At 69.2% G+C, this 18,898-nt stretch carries 18 protein-coding genes; 10 read left to right on the forward strand and 8 right to left on the reverse strand.

The window, feature by feature from the left end:
- Nucleotides 1-21: 21 nt before the first annotated feature.
- Both HL658_RS12885 and HL658_RS12890 read right to left on the reverse strand, forming a co-directional pair.
- On the reverse strand, nt 22-849 hold the full coding sequence (locus tag HL658_RS12885; RefSeq protein ID WP_180282372.1) for an ABC transporter permease: 828 nt from the start codon (nt 847-849) through the stop codon (nt 22-24).
- Nucleotides 836-1,591, reverse strand: coding sequence for an ABC transporter ATP-binding protein (locus HL658_RS12890; protein WP_180282373.1), 756 nt, complete (start codon nt 1,589-1,591; stop codon nt 836-838). Before HL658_RS12890 ends, HL658_RS12885 begins: the two co-directional genes overlap by 14 nt.
- An 81-nt stretch (nt 1,592-1,672) precedes the next feature.
- On the opposite strand from HL658_RS12890, the gene HL658_RS12895 reads away from it, so the two are divergent.
- Nucleotides 1,673-2,989: an ActS/PrrB/RegB family redox-sensitive histidine kinase gene (locus tag HL658_RS12895; RefSeq protein ID WP_180282374.1), complete on the forward strand. Its 1,317-nt coding sequence runs from the start codon at nt 1,673-1,675 to the stop codon at nt 2,987-2,989.
- A 14-nt stretch (nt 2,990-3,003) separates the two neighbouring features.
- Entirely contained in the window at nt 3,004-3,588 is a 585-nt protein-coding gene (locus HL658_RS12900) for an ActR/PrrA/RegA family redox response regulator transcription factor (RefSeq protein WP_246337543.1), read from the forward strand.
- A gap of 33 nt (nt 3,589-3,621) precedes the next feature.
- Here the strand turns inward: HL658_RS12900 and HL658_RS12905 are convergent, their stop codons facing one another.
- Genes HL658_RS12905 through HL658_RS12915 form a run of 3 tightly spaced genes read right to left on the reverse strand, consistent with a single transcriptional unit; the run spans nt 3,622 to nt 6,313 of the window.
- Entirely contained in the window at nt 3,622-4,386 is a 765-nt protein-coding gene (locus HL658_RS12905; protein ID WP_180282375.1) for an SGNH/GDSL hydrolase family protein, read from the reverse strand.
- Nucleotides 4,383-5,141 (reverse strand): SGNH/GDSL hydrolase family protein, encoded by a 759-nt coding sequence (locus HL658_RS12910; protein ID WP_180282376.1) that lies wholly within the window; start codon nt 5,139-5,141, stop codon nt 4,383-4,385. The genes HL658_RS12905 and HL658_RS12910 overlap by 4 nt, the downstream gene beginning before the upstream one ends.
- Nucleotides 5,138-6,313: an OpgC family protein gene (locus HL658_RS12915; protein WP_180282377.1), complete on the reverse strand. Its 1,176-nt coding sequence runs from the start codon at nt 6,311-6,313 to the stop codon at nt 5,138-5,140. The genes HL658_RS12910 and HL658_RS12915 overlap by 4 nt, the downstream gene beginning before the upstream one ends.
- Nucleotides 6,314-6,626: 313 nt before the next feature.
- Here HL658_RS12915 and HL658_RS12920 point away from each other — a divergent pair, with 313 nt between their 5' ends.
- The 6 genes from HL658_RS12920 to HL658_RS37725 all read left to right on the forward strand — a co-directional run bounded on the left by HL658_RS12920 (nt 6,627) and on the right by HL658_RS37725 (nt 13,469).
- The gene (locus HL658_RS12920) at nt 6,627-9,626 is read left to right on the forward strand and encodes a transglycosylase domain-containing protein (protein WP_343055086.1); all 3,000 of its coding nucleotides are present in this window, start codon (nt 6,627-6,629) and stop codon (nt 9,624-9,626) included.
- A 108-nt stretch (nt 9,627-9,734) separates the two neighbouring features.
- Nucleotides 9,735-9,908 carry a hypothetical protein gene (locus tag HL658_RS12925; protein ID WP_180282379.1) on the forward strand — a complete coding sequence of 58 codons (174 nt, stop codon included), beginning with the start codon at nt 9,735-9,737 and terminating at the stop codon, nt 9,906-9,908.
- A gap of 89 nt (nt 9,909-9,997) precedes the next feature.
- The gene (locus tag HL658_RS12930; protein WP_180282380.1) at nt 9,998-10,903 is read left to right on the forward strand and encodes a LysR substrate-binding domain-containing protein; all 906 of its coding nucleotides are present in this window, start codon (nt 9,998-10,000) and stop codon (nt 10,901-10,903) included.
- 743 nt (nt 10,904-11,646) lie between these two features.
- On the forward strand, nt 11,647-12,357 hold the full coding sequence (locus HL658_RS12935) for a hypothetical protein (protein ID WP_180282381.1): 711 nt from the start codon (nt 11,647-11,649) through the stop codon (nt 12,355-12,357).
- 11 nt (nt 12,358-12,368) lie between these two features.
- Entirely contained in the window at nt 12,369-13,088 is a 720-nt protein-coding gene (locus HL658_RS12940) for a hypothetical protein (protein WP_180282382.1), read from the forward strand.
- Nucleotides 13,089-13,346: 258 nt separating this feature from the next.
- On the forward strand, nt 13,347-13,469 hold the full coding sequence (locus HL658_RS37725; RefSeq protein WP_281378754.1) for a hypothetical protein: 123 nt from the start codon (nt 13,347-13,349) through the stop codon (nt 13,467-13,469).
- Between the two features lie 3 nt (nt 13,470-13,472).
- On the opposite strand, the gene HL658_RS12945 is transcribed toward HL658_RS37725, so the two are convergent.
- On the reverse strand, nt 13,473-15,272 hold the full coding sequence (locus tag HL658_RS12945; RefSeq protein WP_180282383.1) for an acyl-CoA dehydrogenase: 1,800 nt from the start codon (nt 15,270-15,272) through the stop codon (nt 13,473-13,475).
- Nucleotides 15,273-15,406: 134 nt separating this feature from the next.
- Between HL658_RS12945 and HL658_RS12950 the strand changes: the two genes are divergently transcribed.
- Complete coding sequence (locus HL658_RS12950) at nt 15,407-15,934, forward strand: GNAT family N-acetyltransferase (RefSeq protein ID WP_180282384.1); 528 nt, start codon at nt 15,407-15,409, stop codon at nt 15,932-15,934.
- Between the two features lie 13 nt (nt 15,935-15,947).
- Here HL658_RS12950 and HL658_RS12955 read toward each other — a convergent pair whose 3' ends face one another.
- Together HL658_RS12955 and HL658_RS12960 are read right to left on the reverse strand one after the other, a co-directional pair.
- Nucleotides 15,948-17,342: an aminotransferase class I/II-fold pyridoxal phosphate-dependent enzyme gene (locus tag HL658_RS12955; RefSeq protein ID WP_180282385.1), complete on the reverse strand. Its 1,395-nt coding sequence runs from the start codon at nt 17,340-17,342 to the stop codon at nt 15,948-15,950.
- Between the two features lie 76 nt (nt 17,343-17,418).
- Nucleotides 17,419-17,808 (reverse strand): DUF983 domain-containing protein, encoded by a 390-nt coding sequence (locus HL658_RS12960; RefSeq protein WP_180282386.1) that lies wholly within the window; start codon nt 17,806-17,808, stop codon nt 17,419-17,421.
- Between the two features lie 159 nt (nt 17,809-17,967).
- Here HL658_RS12960 and HL658_RS12965 point away from each other — a divergent pair, with 159 nt between their 5' ends.
- Nucleotides 17,968-18,888 (forward strand): lysozyme family protein, encoded by a 921-nt coding sequence (locus HL658_RS12965; RefSeq protein WP_180282387.1) that lies wholly within the window; start codon nt 17,968-17,970, stop codon nt 18,886-18,888.
- Nucleotides 18,889-18,898: the final 10 nt, after the last annotated feature.

An 18,898-nucleotide genomic window follows, 5' to 3' on the forward strand; every position in this document is an offset into this window, starting at 1 on the left:
AGCACAGCCGCCCCCGCCCCGTCACTCCCCCGTCTGAAGCAAGGCCCCGCGCACGCGGGCCTGGCGGAAGGCGAACAGGAAGGTGGCGACGCCGGCCGCCATGTAGAGGCCGTTCAGCGCCACCGCCCAGGCCAGCTCGCCCCAGCGGACGGCGCCGTCGAACAGCACGCCGCGCATGCCCTCGAACACATGGCTGGACGGCAGCAGGAAGGCGACCCATTGCAGCCATTCCGGCAGCACGGTCACCGGGTAGTAGACGGCGCTGACCGGGGCCAGCAGGAAGACCACGATCCAGGCCAGCCCCTCCGCCCCCATGCCGTAGCGCAGGATCAGGGCGATCACCAGCAGCCCCAGCCACCAGCCCATGGCGATCAGGTTGGCGAAGAACAGCGCCAGCGGCAGCCCGAGGTCGAAGACCGAATAGCCGAAGAAGGGGATGGCGAGCAGCGCCGCCGGGACGATGCCGATCAGGGTGCGGATCAGGCTCATGGTCATGAGCGCGGTCAGCCACTCGCCGGGGCGCAGCGGGCTGACGAAGAGGTGGCCCAGGTTGCGCGACCACATCTCCTCCAGGAAGGAGACGGAAACGCCGAGCTGACCGCGGAACAGCACGTCCCACAGCAGCACCGCGGCGATCAGCACGCCCGCCCCCTGCGCCACCCAGGCGCTGTTGGCGGCCATGAACTGGTTGATGTAGCCCCACAGGATCATCTGCATGGTCGGCCAGTAGGCCAGCTCCAGGATGCGCGGCCAGGATCCACGCAGCAGGTACCAGTAGCGCAGCACCATCGCGCCGATGCGGCGCGGGCTGGGCGCCGGGAAGACGGTCGGCGGGTCACTCGGCGGCATTGGCCAGCCCCTCCCGCCGGTCCCGCGCGATGTCGAGGAACACGTCCTCCATGCTGTCGCGCCCGTATTTCTCCAGCAGTTCGGCGGGTGTGCCGCGGTCCACGATGTGCCCACGGCGCATCATCAGCACGCGGTCGCACAGCCGCTCCACCTCCGGCATGTTGTGCGACGCCAGCAGCACCGTGGCGCCGCTCGCCCGCCGGTAAGCCTCCAGATAGCTGCGCAGGCGGTCGGCGGTGTCGGGGTCGAGCGAGGCGGTCGGCTCGTCCAGCAGAAGCACCTGCGGGCGGTTGAGCAGCGCCTTGGCGAGCGCCACCCGCGTCTTCTGCCCGGCCGACAGGCTGCCCGCCGGCCGGTCGAGGAAGGCCGTCAGATCCAGCTCCTCCGCCAGCTCCTCCACCCGCCGGCGCACCCCGGCCACGCCATAGAGATGGGCGTAGACGACGAGGTTCTCCTTCACCGTCAGCCGGTGCGGCAGCTCCACATAGGGGGAGGAGAAGTTCATCCGCGGCAGCACCGCGTGACGGTTCCGCGCCATATCGACGCCCAGCACCCGGATGCTCCCCTCCGTGGGCAGCAGCAGGCCCAGGAGCATGGAGATGGTGGTGGTCTTGCCGGCGCCGTTGCCGCCCAGGAGCCCGGTGACCGAGCCGCGCGGCACGGCGAAGTCGATGGCGTCCACGGCGGTCACGGCCCCGAAGCGCTTGGTCAGCCGGACGGCCTTGATCGCATCCTCGGTCATGGGCCACAAATATGGCCGCGCGGACGCCCCACACCAGGGGGCCCGGGCCAACGACAACACCAAAACGCCGGAACGTGCCCGATGACCTTCGTGCCTGCGACCATCGCGGACACCCATCCCCTGCCCTCCTCCTTCTGGACCACGGGGGACGGGCGGATCACGCTGCGCACGCTGATCCTGATCCGCTGGGTCGGCATCATCGGCCAGCTCGCCACGGTGGCCGTCGTGCACGGGCTGCTCGGTTTCGCCCTACCGCTGGGGCCGGTGCTGGCGGCGGTCGGCGCCTCGGTGCTGCTCAACATCGTGGCGATGGCGCAGCGCGGCGGCCGGATGCGGCTGGCCGACCGCGACGCCGCGCTGTATCTCGGCTACGACCTGTTGCAGCTCACCCTGCTGCTCTACCTGACGGGTGGTCTGGCGAACCCCTTCTCCATCCTGCTGCTGGCGCCGATGACGGTGGGTGCCGCCATCCTGTCGCGTTACAGCGTGGTGCTGCTGACCGGACTCAACCTCGTCTGCCTGACGGTGCTGGCGCTCTGGCACTTCCCGCTGCCCTGGCCGGACCCGATGCCGGCTGTGGCGCCGCTCTACGCCTTCGGCATCTGGCTGGCGCTGACGGTGTCGGCGGTCTTCATCTCCGGCTACGTGTTCCGGGTGGCGGAGGAGGCCCGGCGCTTCGCCGCCGCGCTGTCGGCCTCGCAGGTGGCCCTGGCGCGGGAGCAGCGGCTGGGTGCCCTGGGTGCCCTCGCCGCGGCCGCCGCGCACGAGCTGGGCTCGCCGCTCGGCACCATCGCTGTGGTCGCCAAGGAGCTGGCGCGCGACCTGCCGGGCGACAGCCCCTATGGCGAGGATGTGGCCCTGCTGATCAGCCAGGTCGGGCGCTGCCGCGAGATCCTGGCCGAGCTGGCCCGCAAGCCGGAGGCGGACGGCGGCGACCCGTTCGAGCGGCTGCCGCTGACGGCGCTGATCGACGCCGCCGGCGCGCCCCACCGGTTGGGCACCGTGGACTTCGTGGTGCAGCCGCCGGCGGATGCCCGGACGGAGGAGCCGATCGTCCGCCGCAGCCCGGAGATCATCCACGGCCTCGGCAACTTCATCCAGAATGCCCACCAGTTCGCCGGCCGCCGCGTGACCGTCGCCGCGAGCTGGGACGAGCGGTCGGCGACGGTGGCGGTGATGGACGACGGCCCGGGATTCCCGCCCCATCTCTTGAGCCGCATCGGCGAACCCTATCTGTCCTCGCGCGCCGACCGCTCCGGCCACATGGGATTGGGCATCTTCATTGCCCAGACGCTTCTCGAGAAGACCGGCGCCACGGTTGCGTACAGCAATAACCGTAGCGGTGGCGCGCGAGTTGTCGTACGCTGGGAACGATCCTGGCTAGAACCAAAGGACTAGTGGTGGAATCCGTCATGTCATCGGACGAGAGTCCCGCGGGCGAGGCCGCAAAGCTCACGTTCAACGGCGACGTCACCCGCAGCCTGCTCATCGTGGACGACGACGCCCCCTTCCGCACCCGCCTCGCGCGGGCCATGGAAAAGCGCGGCTTCAACGTGGTCGCGGTGGAAAGCGTGCAGTTGGGCATGGAGGTCGCGCAGGAATCGGCCCCCGCCTTCGCGGTGGTCGACCTGCGGCTTGCCGACGGCAGCGGGCTCGACGTGGTGAAGACCCTGCGCGACGCACGCCCCGACGCGCGCATCGTCATGCTGACCGGATACGGCAACATCGCCACGGCGGTGGCCGCGGTGAAGGCCGGGGCGGTCGACTATCTGCCCAAGCCCGCCGACGCCGACGCGGTGGAATCCGCCCTGCTGGCCGACGGCCGCCCGCTGCCGGCGCCGCCGGACAACCCGATGTCCGCCGACCGCGTGCGGTGGGAGCACATCCAGCGCGTCTTCGAGCAGTGCGACCGCAACGTCTCGGAAACCGCCCGCCGCCTGAAGATGCACCGCCGCACCCTGCAGCGCATCCTCAACAAGCACGCGCCGCGGGGGTGAAACCCGACGGCGTTCGGGGCGGGTGTCTGCTCGTTACCGCCCCGGCCGAACCGCGCTGACCACCCGCACCGCGCCCTCGATCCCTTGGGCCAGCGCCCGGGCGACGCAGTCGTAGCCGGCGTCGGTGTGGTGGATGCCGTCGGGGCCGATCAGGTCGGCCATGCCGGCGCGGCGCGTCTCCACCAGCCAGCGCATCAGCCCGAAGCGGCGGAACAGGCCGATCCGCTCCTCCATCGCGATGCGCTGGAGGCGCATCGTCATCTCGTCGTGCCGGGGACGGGCCAACACGGCGGGAGCATATTGCGTGTCCATCAGGATCACGTCGATGCCCGCCTCGCGCAGCATCTCCACACCCTCGCGGACCTCCCGGTCGACGCCCTCGTAGCTGCCGTCGCGCAGCACCGTGTTGGCCCCGGCCTGCCAGATCACCAGATCGGGAGCGAGCGCGAACACATCGTCGGAGAAGCGCGCCAGCATCTGGGCGGTGGTCTCGCCGTTGACGCCCTTGTTGAGCACCTCGACGGGCAGCCGTGGGAACAGCGTTTTCAAATGGTGGGCAAGCCGCGCGGGGTAGCTGCGCTCGGGCACGCTCGCTCCCGCACCGGCGGTGGAGGAGGAACCGATGGCGACGATCCGCAGCCGCGCGCCCTGCGCCACGGCGTCGGTGACATGCGGCAGCGGGGCCGACAAGGCTGCCGCCTCGGCGGGCGGGGCGCAATCGACACGCGGCTGAGCGGCGGCGGGTGCTGCGATCGCCAGCAGCAGCGCGGCGGCGGACAGAAGTTTGCGGAGGATCATGGGGCCTTGGCGGTGACGTTGCCGATCATGGCGGTGATGCTGCCGGCAAGCAGGCGGGCGATGCAGCCGTGCACGAAGGCGTAGGCGCGCCGGCGCGCCTCCGGCGTCTCCGTGGTGAAGTCCACCATGTTCTCATCGACCCAGTACCTCATGATCGCGTAGCGCGGGAAATGCAGCACGCCGGTGTTCTGCGCCACCCACCCCATGTTCTCGACATAGGGCTCGAAGTCGATGAGCTGGGTCGTCTGCAAGCTGTATTGCATCCCCATCAGGATGATGTCGGTGCCGCTCTTGTGCGCCAGCGCGATGCCGTCGGTCAGCGCGTCGTCGAAGGCTTCGGTGTCGATGCGGCGCATGGCGTCCACGGTGCCGGTCTGCCAGATCACCAGGGCCGGGCGTTTCTCGGTGATCGCGGCGGACAGCGCCGGCAGCATCGTCGCCGCCGTGGCGTTGGGCAGGTTGCGGATGGTCACCTCCGCCCGGCGTCCGGCGAGCCTGCGGTTCAGCTCGCCTTCCAGTCGGGCGGGATAGGGTGCTTCCACCCGATCCGCCACCGGCTTGGCGGTGTTGAGGATCAGGATCGACAGCGGTGCCCCACGCGCCATGCGGTCGCGCACGCGCGGCAGATCGGCACCGACCGCCATCACCGTGTCGGGAACGGCGCAGGGCTCGGCCGGCGCGTCGGCCATGGCCGCGCGCGGCACGGCGGTCGCGACCGCCGCGGCGAGGACCAGAGCGGACAGACCCACCTTCATGTGCCGGAATCCCTCAAGACCGGGGCCGCCGCACGGGGCGGACGGTCGGCCGACTGGTACCAGGACAGCAGCCTGGCCAGCAGCACCATCCCGGAAATGCCCATCACTGTGACACTGAATTGGGAAAAAAGCGAGGCATCGAACTGGACCAGGATTGTTTGCCCGGCGAACGATAGCAGGATGCTCGCGCAGAACACCTGGAGCGACTGCCGCCCGCACAGGATGACCGGCCGCAGGACCGGCCGGGCGAGCCACCCGGCGTTGCGGGGCACGAGCAGCACAATCAGATAGACCATCGCCAGGAAATGCGTCACCCGCAGCGGATCCAGATCGGTCTTGCTCAACGGGTAGATCAGCTCCGACACCCATTGCGGGGTGAGCGCGCCGATGAAGGCGAACTGCCAGGACAGCGCCAGATAGAGCGAGAGCAGCAGCACCACGGCTGCCACCACCACCATCCACCAGCGCCGCGCCGCCAACAGCGCCGCAATCCCGGGCGCCTGCTGCAACGCGCCGCCCAGCACGAAAAGAAACTGCCAAGCGAAGGGGTTGAAGTACCACACGCCGCCCGCCGGGTAGGTGGGCAGGTTCCAGTCCAGCCGCCGCGCCGCGACGTAGAGCGCCGTCGACACCGCCAGCACCACCAGCGGCTGCCGCCGCAGCGCCGGCAGCATTAGCGGGAAACACAGCAGCAGCAGGATGTAGAGCGGCAGCACGTCGAGGTTGGCCGGCCGGAACTTCAGCACCAGCGCCTGGGTCAGCGCGGCGGCCGGATCGGCGAAATAGGCCGCGATGCCCATCTCCTCCGCGAAGAGCGGGTTGTCGAACACCCGCGCGGTGTAGGCGACCTGGGCCGTGAAGGCGGTGAACAGCACGATGTAGGTGACGTAGAGCGTCCAGCAGCGGTGCAGCACCCGCACCGCGGCCAGCGCGAAACCACGCTCCGCCAGCACCTTGGCGTAGACCAGCGACGCCGTGTAGCCGGAGATGAACACGAACATCTCCGTGGCGTCGCTGATGCCGAAGTTGCGCGGTGTGACCCAGGCGAACTGGTTGGCGGGGATATGGTCGATGAAGATGAACCACAGGGCCAGCCCGCGGAAGAAGTCGAGCCGCAGATCCCGCTCGCCGCCACCGCCCCCGCCCCCGCCGATGGTTGCCGATCCGCCCATACCCGCCCTGCGCCGCCGTCCGGCGCAAGCTTTACGCGCCCGCACCGCACCGCACAAGGGTTGTGCAGGCCGGCCGCGCCGAGACCCGCCCCACGCCGCCACAACGATTCTCATTGTTTCGATTTCAAAATAATATCAATCAATTCCGGTATTGTTGCGACTTCGTATTCATACGTCCAGCCGGCCGGTGGGATATTAAACCTCGCATTAACCAAATTGCCGTATCGTCCGTGACCGAACGTCGCCATCGCGGCGAGCGTTGGACGATATCCCGATCGGGCTGGGTGACATGACACGGACGGGTTGGCGACGCGTGCTCCTGGGGGTCGCTATCCTGGCGGCGGGGGCCGGCATTGCCGCCTTCGGGGTGGAGGAGGCCCGCACATCGCGGCTGCAGGCACGGCTGCTGTCCGGCTACGCCGAGGGCATCGGCTTTTCCCTGCGCGAGGGACCGAACCCACAGGCCCGCTACCCCACTGCCGGCCCCTACGACGAACGTCTCGGCTACACCGCGATCCCCGGCTATCTGAAGGCGCTGACGCAGGATCTTTACGCGGTCGAAATGCAGGCGGTGCTGTCGCCGTCGCTCGACCGCTTCATGGCCTTGGGCGGCAACGCCGTCTATCCCGAGAAGACCCGCGCCGGCTTGACGTTGCAGGACCGGAACGGTGCCAACCTGTATTCGGTGCGCTACCCGGAACGGGTGTTCAACCGGTTCGAGGAGGTGCCGCCGCTGGTCGCCGACACCCTGCTGTTCATCGAGAACCGCGAGCTGCTCGACGACTCCGAACCGCGCCGCAATCCGGCGGTGGAGTGGGACCGTTTCGCCGGCGCGGTGGCGACCCTGCCGGTGCAGTGGGTGCGGCCGGGCCAGCGGGTGGCCGGCGGCTCCACACTCGCCACCCAGATCGAGAAGTACCGCCATTCCCCCGACGGCCAGACCACCGGGGCCACGGAAAAGCTGCGCCAGATGGTGTCGGCCAGCCTGCGCGCCTACATCGACGGCGAGGACACCAGCGCGCAGCGTCGCCGCATCCTCGTCGATTACCTGAACTCCACCCCGCTCACCGCGCGGCCGGGCTTCGGCGAGGTGAACGGGCTGGGTGACGGGCTGTGGGCGTGGTTCGGCACCGACCTCACCGTGGCGTCCAAGGTGCTGCGCGAGCCGGCCATGGACCTGCGCTCGCTCCAGCTCAAGGCGCTTGCCTACAAGCAGGTGCTGAGCCTGATCCTGGCGCAGCGGCGGCCCTCCCACTACCTGATCGCCGACCGCGAGGCGCTCGACCGGCTGGCCAACAGCCACCTGCGGCTGCTGGCCGACTCCGGCGTCGTCGACGCAGCCCTGCGCGACGCGGCCCTGGCCCTGAAGGTCGAGTTCCGGGAGGACGCGCCGCCGCCGCCGACCACCAGCTTCGTGGAGCAGAAGGCGCCCAACGCCATCCGCGCGCGGCTGCTGGGCATGCTGGGGGTGCCCAGCCTTTACCAGCTCGACCGGCTCGACCTGACCGCCCAGTCCACGCTGGACGCGCCGACCCAGGCGCGGGTGGTGGAGACGCTGGGCAAGCTGGCCGACCCCACCTTCGCCGCGCAGATCGGGCTGACCGGCGAGCGGCTGCTCGATGCCAAGACCAACGACCTGTCGAAGATCATCTACAGCTTCACCCTGTTCGAGCGGGGGCCGGACGCCAACTACATGCGCGTCCAGGCCGACAACCTCGACCAGCCGCTCGACATCAACGAGGGGGCGAAGCTCGACCTCGGCTCCACCGCCAAGCTTCGCACGCTGGTCTCCTACCTGGAGATCATGGCCGAGTTGCACACCCGCTACGCCCATCTGCCCAAGGACCTGCTGGCCGACGTCGGCGAGGAGGCGTCGGACAACCTGACGCGCTGGGCGGTCGAATGGCTGACCACCAGCCGCGACCGCAGCCTGACCGCCATGCTCGACGCCGCCATGGAGCGGCGCTATTCCGCCAGCCCCGGCGAGGCCTTCTTCACCGGCGGCGGGCTGCACAGCTTCGTCAACTTCAACCCGCTGGACAACGGCTCGATCCTGACGGTCACCCAGTCGCTGCGCAACTCCGTCAACCTGCCCTTCATCCGCATGATGCGGGAGATCGTGCAGTTCCACATCGCCGAGGGGGGCGAGGACAGCGGCGACATCCTGCACAAGCCCGACCACCCCGCGCGCCAGGCCTACCTCGCCCGCTTCGCCGACAAGGAGGGGGCGGAGTTCCTGAACCGCTTCTACACCGATTACCGCAAGCGCACGCCCGACGAGGCTTTGGCCCGGCTGGCCAGCCGCTCGCGCCCGGTGCCCTACCGGCTGGCGGTGATCTTCCGCACCGTTCGGCCGAAGGCGGATCTGGCGGCCTTCACCGCCTTCCTGCGCGGCCGGCTGCCGGACGCCGCCCTGTCCGACTCCGAGCTGAGCCGCCTGTACGCGCAGTACGCGCCGGGCAAGTTCCCGCTGAACGACCTCGGCTACCTCGCGCGTGTGCACCCGCTGGAGCTGTGGCTGGTCAAGCATCTCCAGACCAACCCGGAGGCCAAGCGGCAGGAGGTGCTGGACGCCAGCGCCCGCGAGCGGCAGGAAAGCTACGCGTGGCTGTTCAAGGCGCGGCAGGCGGCGCAGAACACCCGCATCCGCATCGGGCTGGAGGAGGAGGCGTTCCAGCGCATCGCCGAGAGCTGGAAGCGGCTGGGCTACCCGTTCGAGTCGTTGACCCCGTCGCTGGCCACCGCCATCGGCAGCTCCGCCGACCGGCCGGCCGCCCTGGCGGAGCTGATGGGCATCCTGCTCAACGACGGGGTCCGGGTGCCCAGCGTGCGCGTGAAGAAGCTTCATTTCGCGGCCGGAACGCCCTTCGAGGCGGTGGTCGGGCTGGGGCCGCTGGAGGGCAAGCGGGTGCTGCGGCCGGAGATTTGCCGCGCCGCGCTGAAGGCGCTGATGGACGTGGCGCAGAACGGCACCGCCAAGCGGGTGTGGGGCACCTTCAAGGACCCCGCCGGCCAGCCCCTGCCGATCGGCGGCAAGACCGGCACCGGCGACCACCGGCTCGACCGTTACGGCCCCGGCGGCCGGCTGATCGAGAGCCGGGCGGTGGCGCGCACGGCGACCTTCGTCTTCTACCTCGGCGACCGCTTCTTCGGCACCATGACCGCCTTCGTGCAGGGGCCGGAGGCCGATGGTTACCACTTCACCAGCGCGCTGCCCGCCCAGCTCCTCAAGAGCCTCGCCCCCGCCCTCCAGCCCCTGCTGGTGCCGGGCATGCAGACCACGGCGGAGACGGCGCGGCCGACGGGGTTGTGATCCCATCGGCCACGCCGATCACCACCATCGATTCAATCGAATTCCGCTGCCCACCACCCCGCCCTAGGATGGCACCCGGATCAGCGCGACGGGGAGGGGGATCGGTCCATGCACGCACGGGAATCCGTTCACCGGCTCATCGACGAACTCGAGCGGCACGGGGTCAGTCTGGCCGCCGACGGGCGTTTGCGGTTGCAGGGGGAGGCGCCGGCGCCGTTGTTGATGCGCGCCCACCGCAACCGGCGCGCCCTGGCTGCGGCGCTGCGCGCACAACGGACATGACTCCGCAGGAAATCCGCAATATCGATTGAAGGTTCGGGCTCAATCGGTATCCTCTATCGGTCAGCCGATCGAAAGGGGATGTCGGTTCCGTGAACCTCCGCGACCTCCGCTACCTGCTCGCGATTGCCGAGCACCGTCATTTCGGCCGCGCGGCCGAGGCGTGCCATGTCAGCCAGCCGACGCTGAGCGGCCAGATCCGCAAGCTGGAGGAGTATCTGGGCGTCACCCTGTTCGAGCGCACCACCAAATCCGTCGTCCCCACCGACATCGGGGAGCGGGTTCTGGCGCTGGCGGCCCAGGCGGTCGAGCACGCCGACGCCATCGAGACGGTGGCCCGCACCGCCCGCGACCCGCTGGTCGGGCCGCTGAAGCTGGGGGTGATCCCGACTCTCGGGCCGTACCTGATGCCGCTGGTCTTCGGCCCGCTGAAGCAGGCCCATCCCGAGCTTCTGCTGGAGCTGTGGGAGGATGTGACCGACAGCCTGCTCGACCGGCTGCGCACCCACCGGCTGGACGCCGCCCTGATCGCCACCGACCCCGACGACGCCGACCTGATCCAGCGCGACCTGTTCACCGAGCCCTTCCTGGCCGCCCTGCCCGCCCGCCACCCGCTGTCCGACCGGGCGCGGCTGGACGAGGCGGACCTCGCCCCCGACCTGCTGGTGCTGGCCGACGGCCATTGCCTGCGCGACCAGACGCTGGCCGCCTGCGGCCGCAACGACCCGCAGAGCGGCGCCTTCCGCGCCGCCGGGCTGGAAACGCTGGTCAACATGGTCGCCGCCGGCTTCGGCACCACCCTGATCCCCGGCCTCGCCGCCGGGGCGATGCAGGGCAAGCCCATCGTGCTGCGCCCCCTGACCGGCCCCACCGCCCGCACCGTCCGCCTCGTCGGCCGCGCCGGCTACCCCCGCGCCGCCGCCCTCGACGCCGTCGCCGAGGTGATCCGCAGCGCCATGGCCGCCTTCCAGGCGCGACCAACCGTCGGGGGGCGGTGATGCGAAGCCCCTCTCCCGCCCAGCGGGGGAGGGGTTGGGGTGGGGGGCCGAGGAAGGAAGTCGCCACCGGAGCCGGCTTCGACGCCCTGCTTTCCTGGGCACCGCGAAGTGGCCTTCCACGTCAACAAGGGTGGCTGGGCCGAACAGCTCCGCCACATCGAGGCTCACCTCGCTCCCAGTGCCACCGTCTGACCACCCCCACCTGCGACTGACGGCGGCTCCCAGACGGCGATCCCCGTGATGGTTGCCCAGGCCGCCGTCTTCGCCGTTCCGGGCGACCCGACTCACCTGTCGCTCCTGCACATCCCAAGCGACAGTCGCACCCGCAAAGGCCGCAGAAACCTCTTCGGCTTTCGCCCGTACAGTGTCTCCGAAGCCCGCGCCTGTTTGGACGGCGTGTCCGGGCAGTGGAACGACACGCCGGGGTAGCTTCGTGAATTTTTTCGAAGGCAGCGCATCTTTCTATCGAATTAAGTAATTCATCGTCATATCTGATTTATTTCATCGATAAGAATCAGAAAGCGTTCTTCTTCGTCGATTTTACACCCTCGAATCTTTCAATACTCGCAAACCGTCGAAAATCTAATTCTGATCGAAGGATCCTTAATACAAACCATATCCGGGTATGATACCTCACGCGCCAACGTGATAAAATTTAACCTTTATTGACGATCAAGATTAAGCTATTGATGCCTTATTTGATCCTTCAGCGTCTCGCTCGTCGGATCACCGGGGAGGCCGTCATGCAAAGATCCTTCATTGTCGCGATCACTCTTGCATTAGTTGCACTATCCGCGCCCGTGCGTGCGGATAGCATCGCTTCTAACTTCCCGATTGGAGCCTCGTTCGAAGGCACGGTGAGAGTGGCGCGTACTCAAATACCACTGCCACTTGGCAAATGGGAGGTAACGGCTCTAAACGAGGAAAAGAATAACAACGGAGATACAATCGCAACGCTGACGCTCGCAAACTTCGTCGCTGGAAGATTTTTCGGATTTATATCGATCCGGACGAACGTGGATGTCGCTAGAGGCGGATGGGTGCTTTCAGCGTTCTGTGATCGCAAGGACATATACTACATACTTAAAGACGCAAACTATCAACACGAGCAGGCTTGCTGGGGCATCAACCACTTCGTCAACAATCCGACCAGCACTTACAAGCCGCTATACGGCAAGAACATCCGGATGGTGTTGGCTGACAAGGGCATGGACATGCCCCGCGTGACGATCGTCACCACACTCAATCTTGCCAAATCATCATCCTTCATATTCTACGAAATCGTTCTCAATCCGGAGTACTTCGGATTCTCAGCCGACAATGAAGGCAATTGGGAGAGCAGCACTTGGCATAAAGATCTAATACACAAAGATCCAAGAAAACATCAATTCCTTGATCAAATAAGATCTCGGTACGAGCCACTGTACGCCCAACTCAAGCAACAATATCGGTAAGGATCTCGAAGATGGCACATTTCATCCGCTTAATCGCCCTTATCGCCTTCAGCATCAGCCTGCAGGCATGCGCTTCAATCACAGCGGGGACCACACAATCGGTTGCGGTGGACACAACGCCGGTTCAGCAGGCGGCGTGCACCGTGCAGAACGAAAAGGGTCAATGGACGATTGCCAGGACGCCCGGCATAGCAACGGTAACCAAGGCTTACGGCCCCCTGTCGGTGCAATGCCGAACCGAGGCCGGCCACTCCGGCTCATCGTCGGTGCAATCGACAACGGCGGGCGCTGCGTTCGGCAACATCCTCGCCGGCGGCATCATCGGCGCCGCGGTGGACATGGGTTCGGGCGCGGCCTACCAGTACCCTGCGCAGGTCCTCGTATCCATGACTCCTCCTGCAAACCAACCGCCGCCAACCGCCCCGGCCGCGGCGTTGCCCGCGCCGTCGCTCGCTCTCTGCCGGATCGGCAAGATTGAAGAGTATCGGGAAGAGGATTGGTGTCGGCAGGCGGGCGGCAAGGTGATTCGGGTTGGCCCGCCTCCACAACCCCCTTCCGTAACACCAGCCAATGTCGCGCCGTCATCGCCCCCATCGGCCACACCACCCACGGCGGGCGGTTCGGCTCCATCCAACGCCTCCCAAGCGGGAAACTGTTATCTGCCGGACGGCCGCAAGGAAGTGACGACCTTGGACGTCTGCACATCGAAAATGGGATTCATCGGCGCGTAGCGTACGCCGAATCCCTTTGCACCCCCCGCACCCCCGCGCTATGGTGCATCCATGGACCGCCTGATCCCCATCCGTGCCCTGTCGGCACCGCGATACTGGCGCCGCCGGTTTAAGCCGGCGGCATAGGGATCACGCGCACCAGTCGCCGATACCGAAGCCGCCCGACACCGCAAGCGGCTTCGATCATGCGATCTTCCTGACTGTCGTCATCGGCGCTTGTGGTTTCCCGGGCGGCTCTTTCAACCGAAGGAGCCTGTCATGTTCGATTTCGACGTCGTCACCGGTCCCACCCAGCCGCCCCGCCGCGAGCCCGAGCCGGAGGCCGCCCCCGAACCGGCGCGCGACGCAGCACCGGCCGAGAGCGGCCCACCCCCGGTCTGATCGTCAGAACTGATCCTCGGCCAGCGCCATCACGGTGCGGCCGGCGGTCAGGATCGGCACCAGCAGGCCGGGGGCCGTGGCCAGGATCTGCTCGGCGTAGAAGCGGGCGGTGACCAGCTTGGCCTCCAGGAAGCGGTGGTCGGCGCCGGGGGTGCGCAGGCCCTGCATGGCCTTGGCCGCCGACAGCGCCATCATCCAGCCGCCGGCCACCGTGCCCCACAGCCGCAGGTAGCCGGCGGCCCCCGCGGCGGCGGTGCGGGCGTCGCCCTGCTTCTGCGTGGCGATCATCCAGGCGGTGGCCTGCTCCAGCGCGTCCAGACCCTGGGCGAGGTTGGTGCGCACCGCCTCGATGTCGTCGCCGGGCAGGGATTCCAGCTCGGCCACGGTGGCCCGCATCTCCGCGACGAAGGCCGCGGCGGCGGCCCCGCCGTCGCGCCCGACCTTGCGGAAGGCAAGGTCGTTGGCGTGGATGCCGTTGGTGCCCTCGTAGATCGGGGTGATGCGGGCGTCGCGGTAATGCTGGGCGGCCCCCGTCTCCTCGATGAAGCCCATGCCGCCATGCACCTGCACGCCGGTGGAGGCCACCTCGCAGCCGAGATCGGTGGACCACGCCTTGACGATGGGGGTCAGCAGGTCGGCGCGCGCGGCCGCCGCGGCGCGGGCGGCCTCGTCGGGGTGGCGGCGGCCGGTGTCGAGCTGGGTGCCGGCGTAGAGCGCCAGCGCCCGCATCGCCTCCGTCTTCGCGCGCATGTCCAGCAGCATGCGGCGCACGTCGGGGTGGCGGATGATGGCGACCGGGTCGCCCTTGGGATCGGCCAGATCCTTGCTCTGCACCCGGTCGCGGGCGAAGTTGCGGGCCTGCTGGTAGGCGCGCTCCGCCACCGCCACGCCCTGGATGCCGACGCCGAGCCGGGCGTTGTTCATCATGGTGAACATGCACTCGATGCCGCGGTTCTCCGCGCCCACCAGATAGCCGGTGCAGGCGCCGTCGTCGCCGAAGGCCATGACGCAGGTCGGGCTCGCCATGATGCCCATCTTGTGCTCGATGCTGGCGCAGCGCAGGTCGTTGCGCCGGCCGGGGTTGCCCTCGGCGTCGGGCAGGAACTTGGGCACGATGAACAGCGAGATGCCCTTGATGCCCGGCGGCGCGTCGGGAAGCCGCGCCAGCACCATGTGCACGATGTTCTCCGCCAGATCGTGCTCGCCGTAGGTGATGAAGATCTTCTGGCCGCTGATGCGGTAGGTGCCATCGTCGGCCCGCACCGCCTTGGTGCGCACCGCCGCGAGGTCGGAGCCCGCCTGCGGCTCGGTCAGGTTCATGGTGCCGGTCCACTCGCCGGAGATCAGGCGGGTGAGGTAGACGCGCTTCTGCTCCTCGCTGCCATGCTCGGTCAGCAGGTCGACCGCGCCTTGCGTCAGCAGCGGGCACAACCCGAAGGACAGGTTCGCCGACTGCCACATCTCATTGACCGCGAAGGCCACCGTCCAGGGCAGCCCCTGGCCGCCATGATCGGGGTCGAAGGGCAGGCTGTTCCAGCCGGCCTCCACGAACTGGTTGTAGGCCTCCTTCCAGCCGGTCGGCGTGCGCACCACGCCGTTTTCAAGCTTGGAGCCCTCCTTGTCGCCGACGCGGTTGAGCGGGGCCAGCACGCCGGAGGCGAACTTCCCGGCCTCCTCCAGCACCGCATCGACCAGATCGGGGGCGGCGCTGTCGCAGCCGGGCAGTGCGGCGACGCGGTCGAGACCGACCACCTCGTTGAGCACGAAACGCAGGTCGGCGACCGGAGCTGTGTAGGACGTCATGGACGGAGCGGCCCTCCCGAGACCGGAAACGGATGTCTGTCTGTTGCCGGAACTATAGCGCGCCGCCCGTGGCTTGACACGCCCCCGCCGCCGACCCGCACAATCGGGGCTCCCGCCACCCGGAGCCCCCCGCCGTGACCGACCATCCCGTCACCGTCCGCGCCCTGTCCACCGCCGAAGCCGCGGCGCACAACGACGCGCTCTGCGACATCCTGATCGACTGCGTGGAGGGCGGTGCCTCCGTCAGCTTCATGGCGCCGCTCGACCGGGCCAGGGCTGCGGCGTTTTGGCGCGGCGTCGCCGTGGGCGTGGAGCGCGGCGAGCGCATCCTTCTGGTGGCGGAGGATGCCGGCGGCCCGGTCGGCACCGTGCAGATCGTGCTGGCCCAGCCCGAGAACCAGCCGCACCGCGGCGACCTCTCCAAGATGCTGGTCCACCGCCGCGGCCGCCGCCGCGGCATCGGCGCCGCCCTGATGCGCGCCGCCGAGGACGCCGCGCGCGCCGCCGGCAAGACCCTGCTGGTCCTCGACACCGCGTCCGGCGATGCCGAACGGCTCTACGAGCGGTCGGGCTGGGTGCGGGTGGGAACCATCCCCGGCTTCGCCCTGTGGCCGGACGGCGGGCTGTGCGCGACAACGTTCTTTTACAAGGCGCTCGCCTGACCCCCTCCCCCGCTCACACGATCTCCGCCAGCGCGTCGGCGTCGCGGGCCAGGGTGGTGGCGATGCGGGTCAGGGCGGCGTGCAGGGTGTCGCGGTCGGGGGCCGCACCCAGCGACAGGCGCAGGGCCCGGCCCTCGGGCGTGCCGGTGGTGAAGGCGCTGTCGGGCACCACGGCCAGGCCGCTGCGCCGCACCTCCCCGGCGAAGGCGGTGGCGGTCCAGGGGGCGGACAGGCGCAGCCACAGGTGATGCCCCTGCGGGTGCGCGTCGAAGGAGCCCGGCGGCAGCAGCCGGCGGGCGAGATCCTGGCGGGCGGTGGACTCCGCACGCACGGCGTCGCGGATGGCGTGGGCGGTGCCGTCGCGGATCCAGCGGGTGGCGATGGCGGCGGACAGCGGCGGCGCCATCTGTGCCGTGGCGCGCAGCGCCGTGCCGGCGCGGGCGGCGCGCGCCGCGTCGGGCGCCACCAGGTAGGCGATGCGCAGGCCCGGCAGCAGGCTCTTGGACAGGGTCGCCAGATACCAGACGAGGTCGGGGACCAGCGCCGCGAGCGGAGCCAGCGGGGCCGGGGGCAGCGCGCCGTAGGCGTCGTCCTCGATCACCGGCAGCGCGTGGCGCCGCAGCACGGCGGCGACGGCCGCGCGCCGCGCCGCGGGCATGGTGGCGGTGGTCGGGTTGTGGATGGTCGGCACGGTGTAGAGCGCCCGCGGCTGGTGGCGGGCGACGGCCTCCTCCAGCGCGTCGGGCAGCAGCCCGTCTCCGTCCATCGCCACCCCCTCCACCCGCAGGCCGAGCTGGGCGGCGGCAGCGCGGAAGCCGGGGTAGGTGACGCGTTCCGCCAGCACCGTGTCGCCGCAGCGCGCCAGCGTGGTCAGCAGCGCCGTCAACGCCGCCTGCCCGCCGCCGCAGACCAGCACCCGTTCCGCCGGCAGGCCGGGCAGCAGCGGCGCCAACCACGCCGCACCCGCGGCCCGGTCCTCGGCCCCGCCGCCGCCTGGGCGGTAGGTCATCAGCCGGGCAGGATCGGCGCCGCGCAGGACGGCGGCCGTGGCCTGGGCCAGCCGCTCGCGCACCGCGGCCGCCGCCGGCTGCGGCGGCAGGTTCATGGACAGGTCGATCTCCGCCGGCACCGGCCGGTCGCCGGCGCCCGGCGCCCCCCGCACATGGGTGCCGCGCCCGACCGTGCCATCGATCAGACCGCGCCGCCGCGCCTCGCCATAGGCGCGGGTCACCGTGGTCAGATCCACCCCCAGCTCCGCCGCCAGCGCCCGGTGGGTGGGCAGACGCTGCCCGGGCACCAGCACGCCCGCGGCGATGTCGGCCGCGATGGCGTCGGCGATGGCCTTGTAGATGGGGCCGGCGCTGCCGCCGATGTCCGGCGTCCAGAGGGGGGAAGGGCCGCTCGTCACGCGCGTCGGGTCCTGGCGGTCGTCGGGATTGTATGGAGCGTAGGGCGCCGCGGCGGGCGGCGCAAGCGCTGCCGTGTCAGGGTTCGTTGCGGTCGTCCAGCCGCGCTTCCCGCGCACGGCGCAGATACTGGGCGCAGACCAGCCAGCCCTTCAGCGGCCGCAGCAGCGCCATGCACGACCCGACCAGCAGGGGCAGCGAGGTCACCAGATGCACCCAGACCGGAGCCTGGAAGGCGATTTCCAGCCACGCCGCGAAGGCCGTGATGGGGAAGGCCACGATCGACATGGCGAAAAAGGCCGGCCCGTCCGCCGGGTCGGCGAAGGAATAGTCCAGCCCGCACAGCTCGCAGCGCGGCGCCAGCCGCAGGTAGCCGGCAAAGATGTGCCCCTTGCCGCAGCGCGGGCAGCGCCCGCGGATGCCCAGCTCCATCGGCGACTTGTCGGCCACCGCGGAATGCCCGTCCATGCTTCTCTCCATCGCGCGCATTTGCATGGAGGCAATGTATCCATACAAAATCGTCGATTGAAGGGAAATCGAGAGGTCGCGATGCATGGCTGGGCGGCGCCCTGCGGTTGGCATCCCGCTTGCTTGATGATGGGCAGCCCTTTCGTGAGGACCGTCGCCATGAACCTCTCCGCCGTCGCTTCCACCGTGCAATCCGGCCGCGCCCCCGCCTCCGTGGAAGCCGCCGTCCGGTCGGCCAGCGCCCGGACCGGGGTCGATTTTTCCTACCTCATGGAAAAAGCTGCCGTGGAGAGCGGGTTCCAGACCGATGCGAAGGCCGGCACCTCCTCGGCCACGGGCCTCTACCAGTTCATCGACAGCACCTGGCTCACCACGCTGAAGGAGAACGGGGCGAAGCACGGGCTGGGCAAATTCGCCAACGCCATCGAGACGCGGCGCGACGGCCGCCCCTTCGTCGCCGACCCGCAGATGCGCCAGCAGATCCTCGATCTGCGCAAGGACCCGCAGGTGTCGGCCCTGATGGCGGCGGAGTTCACCCGCGGCAACAAGGAGCATCTGGAGACCAACGTCGGCGGCGCCATCGGCTCCACCGACCTGTACATGGCGCATTTCCTGGGCGCCCATGGCGCGTCCAAGTTCCTCAACGCCATGAAGCAGGACCCGCTGCGCACGGGCGCCGAACTGTTCCCGGAGGCGGCGGCGGCCAACCGCGCCGTGTTCTACTACAAGGACGGCAAGGCCAAGCCGCTGCAGGCCATCTACGACAATTTCGACCGCAAGTTCCGCGACGGCGATCCCACCCAATCCGCCGGTGCCGCGGTGGCCGAGCGGGTGCGGCGCGGCGACATGCCCGACGGTTTCGTCGTGCAGACACCGACCAACCCCACCAAGACGCTGGGGGCGAGCGCCCTGTCGATCTACCAGATCCTGGCGCTGAACGCGCTGGAGACCCCGGACGAGGCGCGCACCGACAAGCCGCAGACCAAGGAGGAGGCCAAGCGCGTGCGCGACCAGCCCGTGCGCACGGTGCAGGACGGCGACGTCAAGCTGGGGCTCGGGCTGGCGCTCGGCAACGCCTGACCGGCTGCGT

The organism is Azospirillum oleiclasticum (genome assembly GCF_013423485.1).
Lineage (GTDB): Bacteria > Pseudomonadota > Alphaproteobacteria > Azospirillales > Azospirillaceae > Azospirillum > Azospirillum oleiclasticum.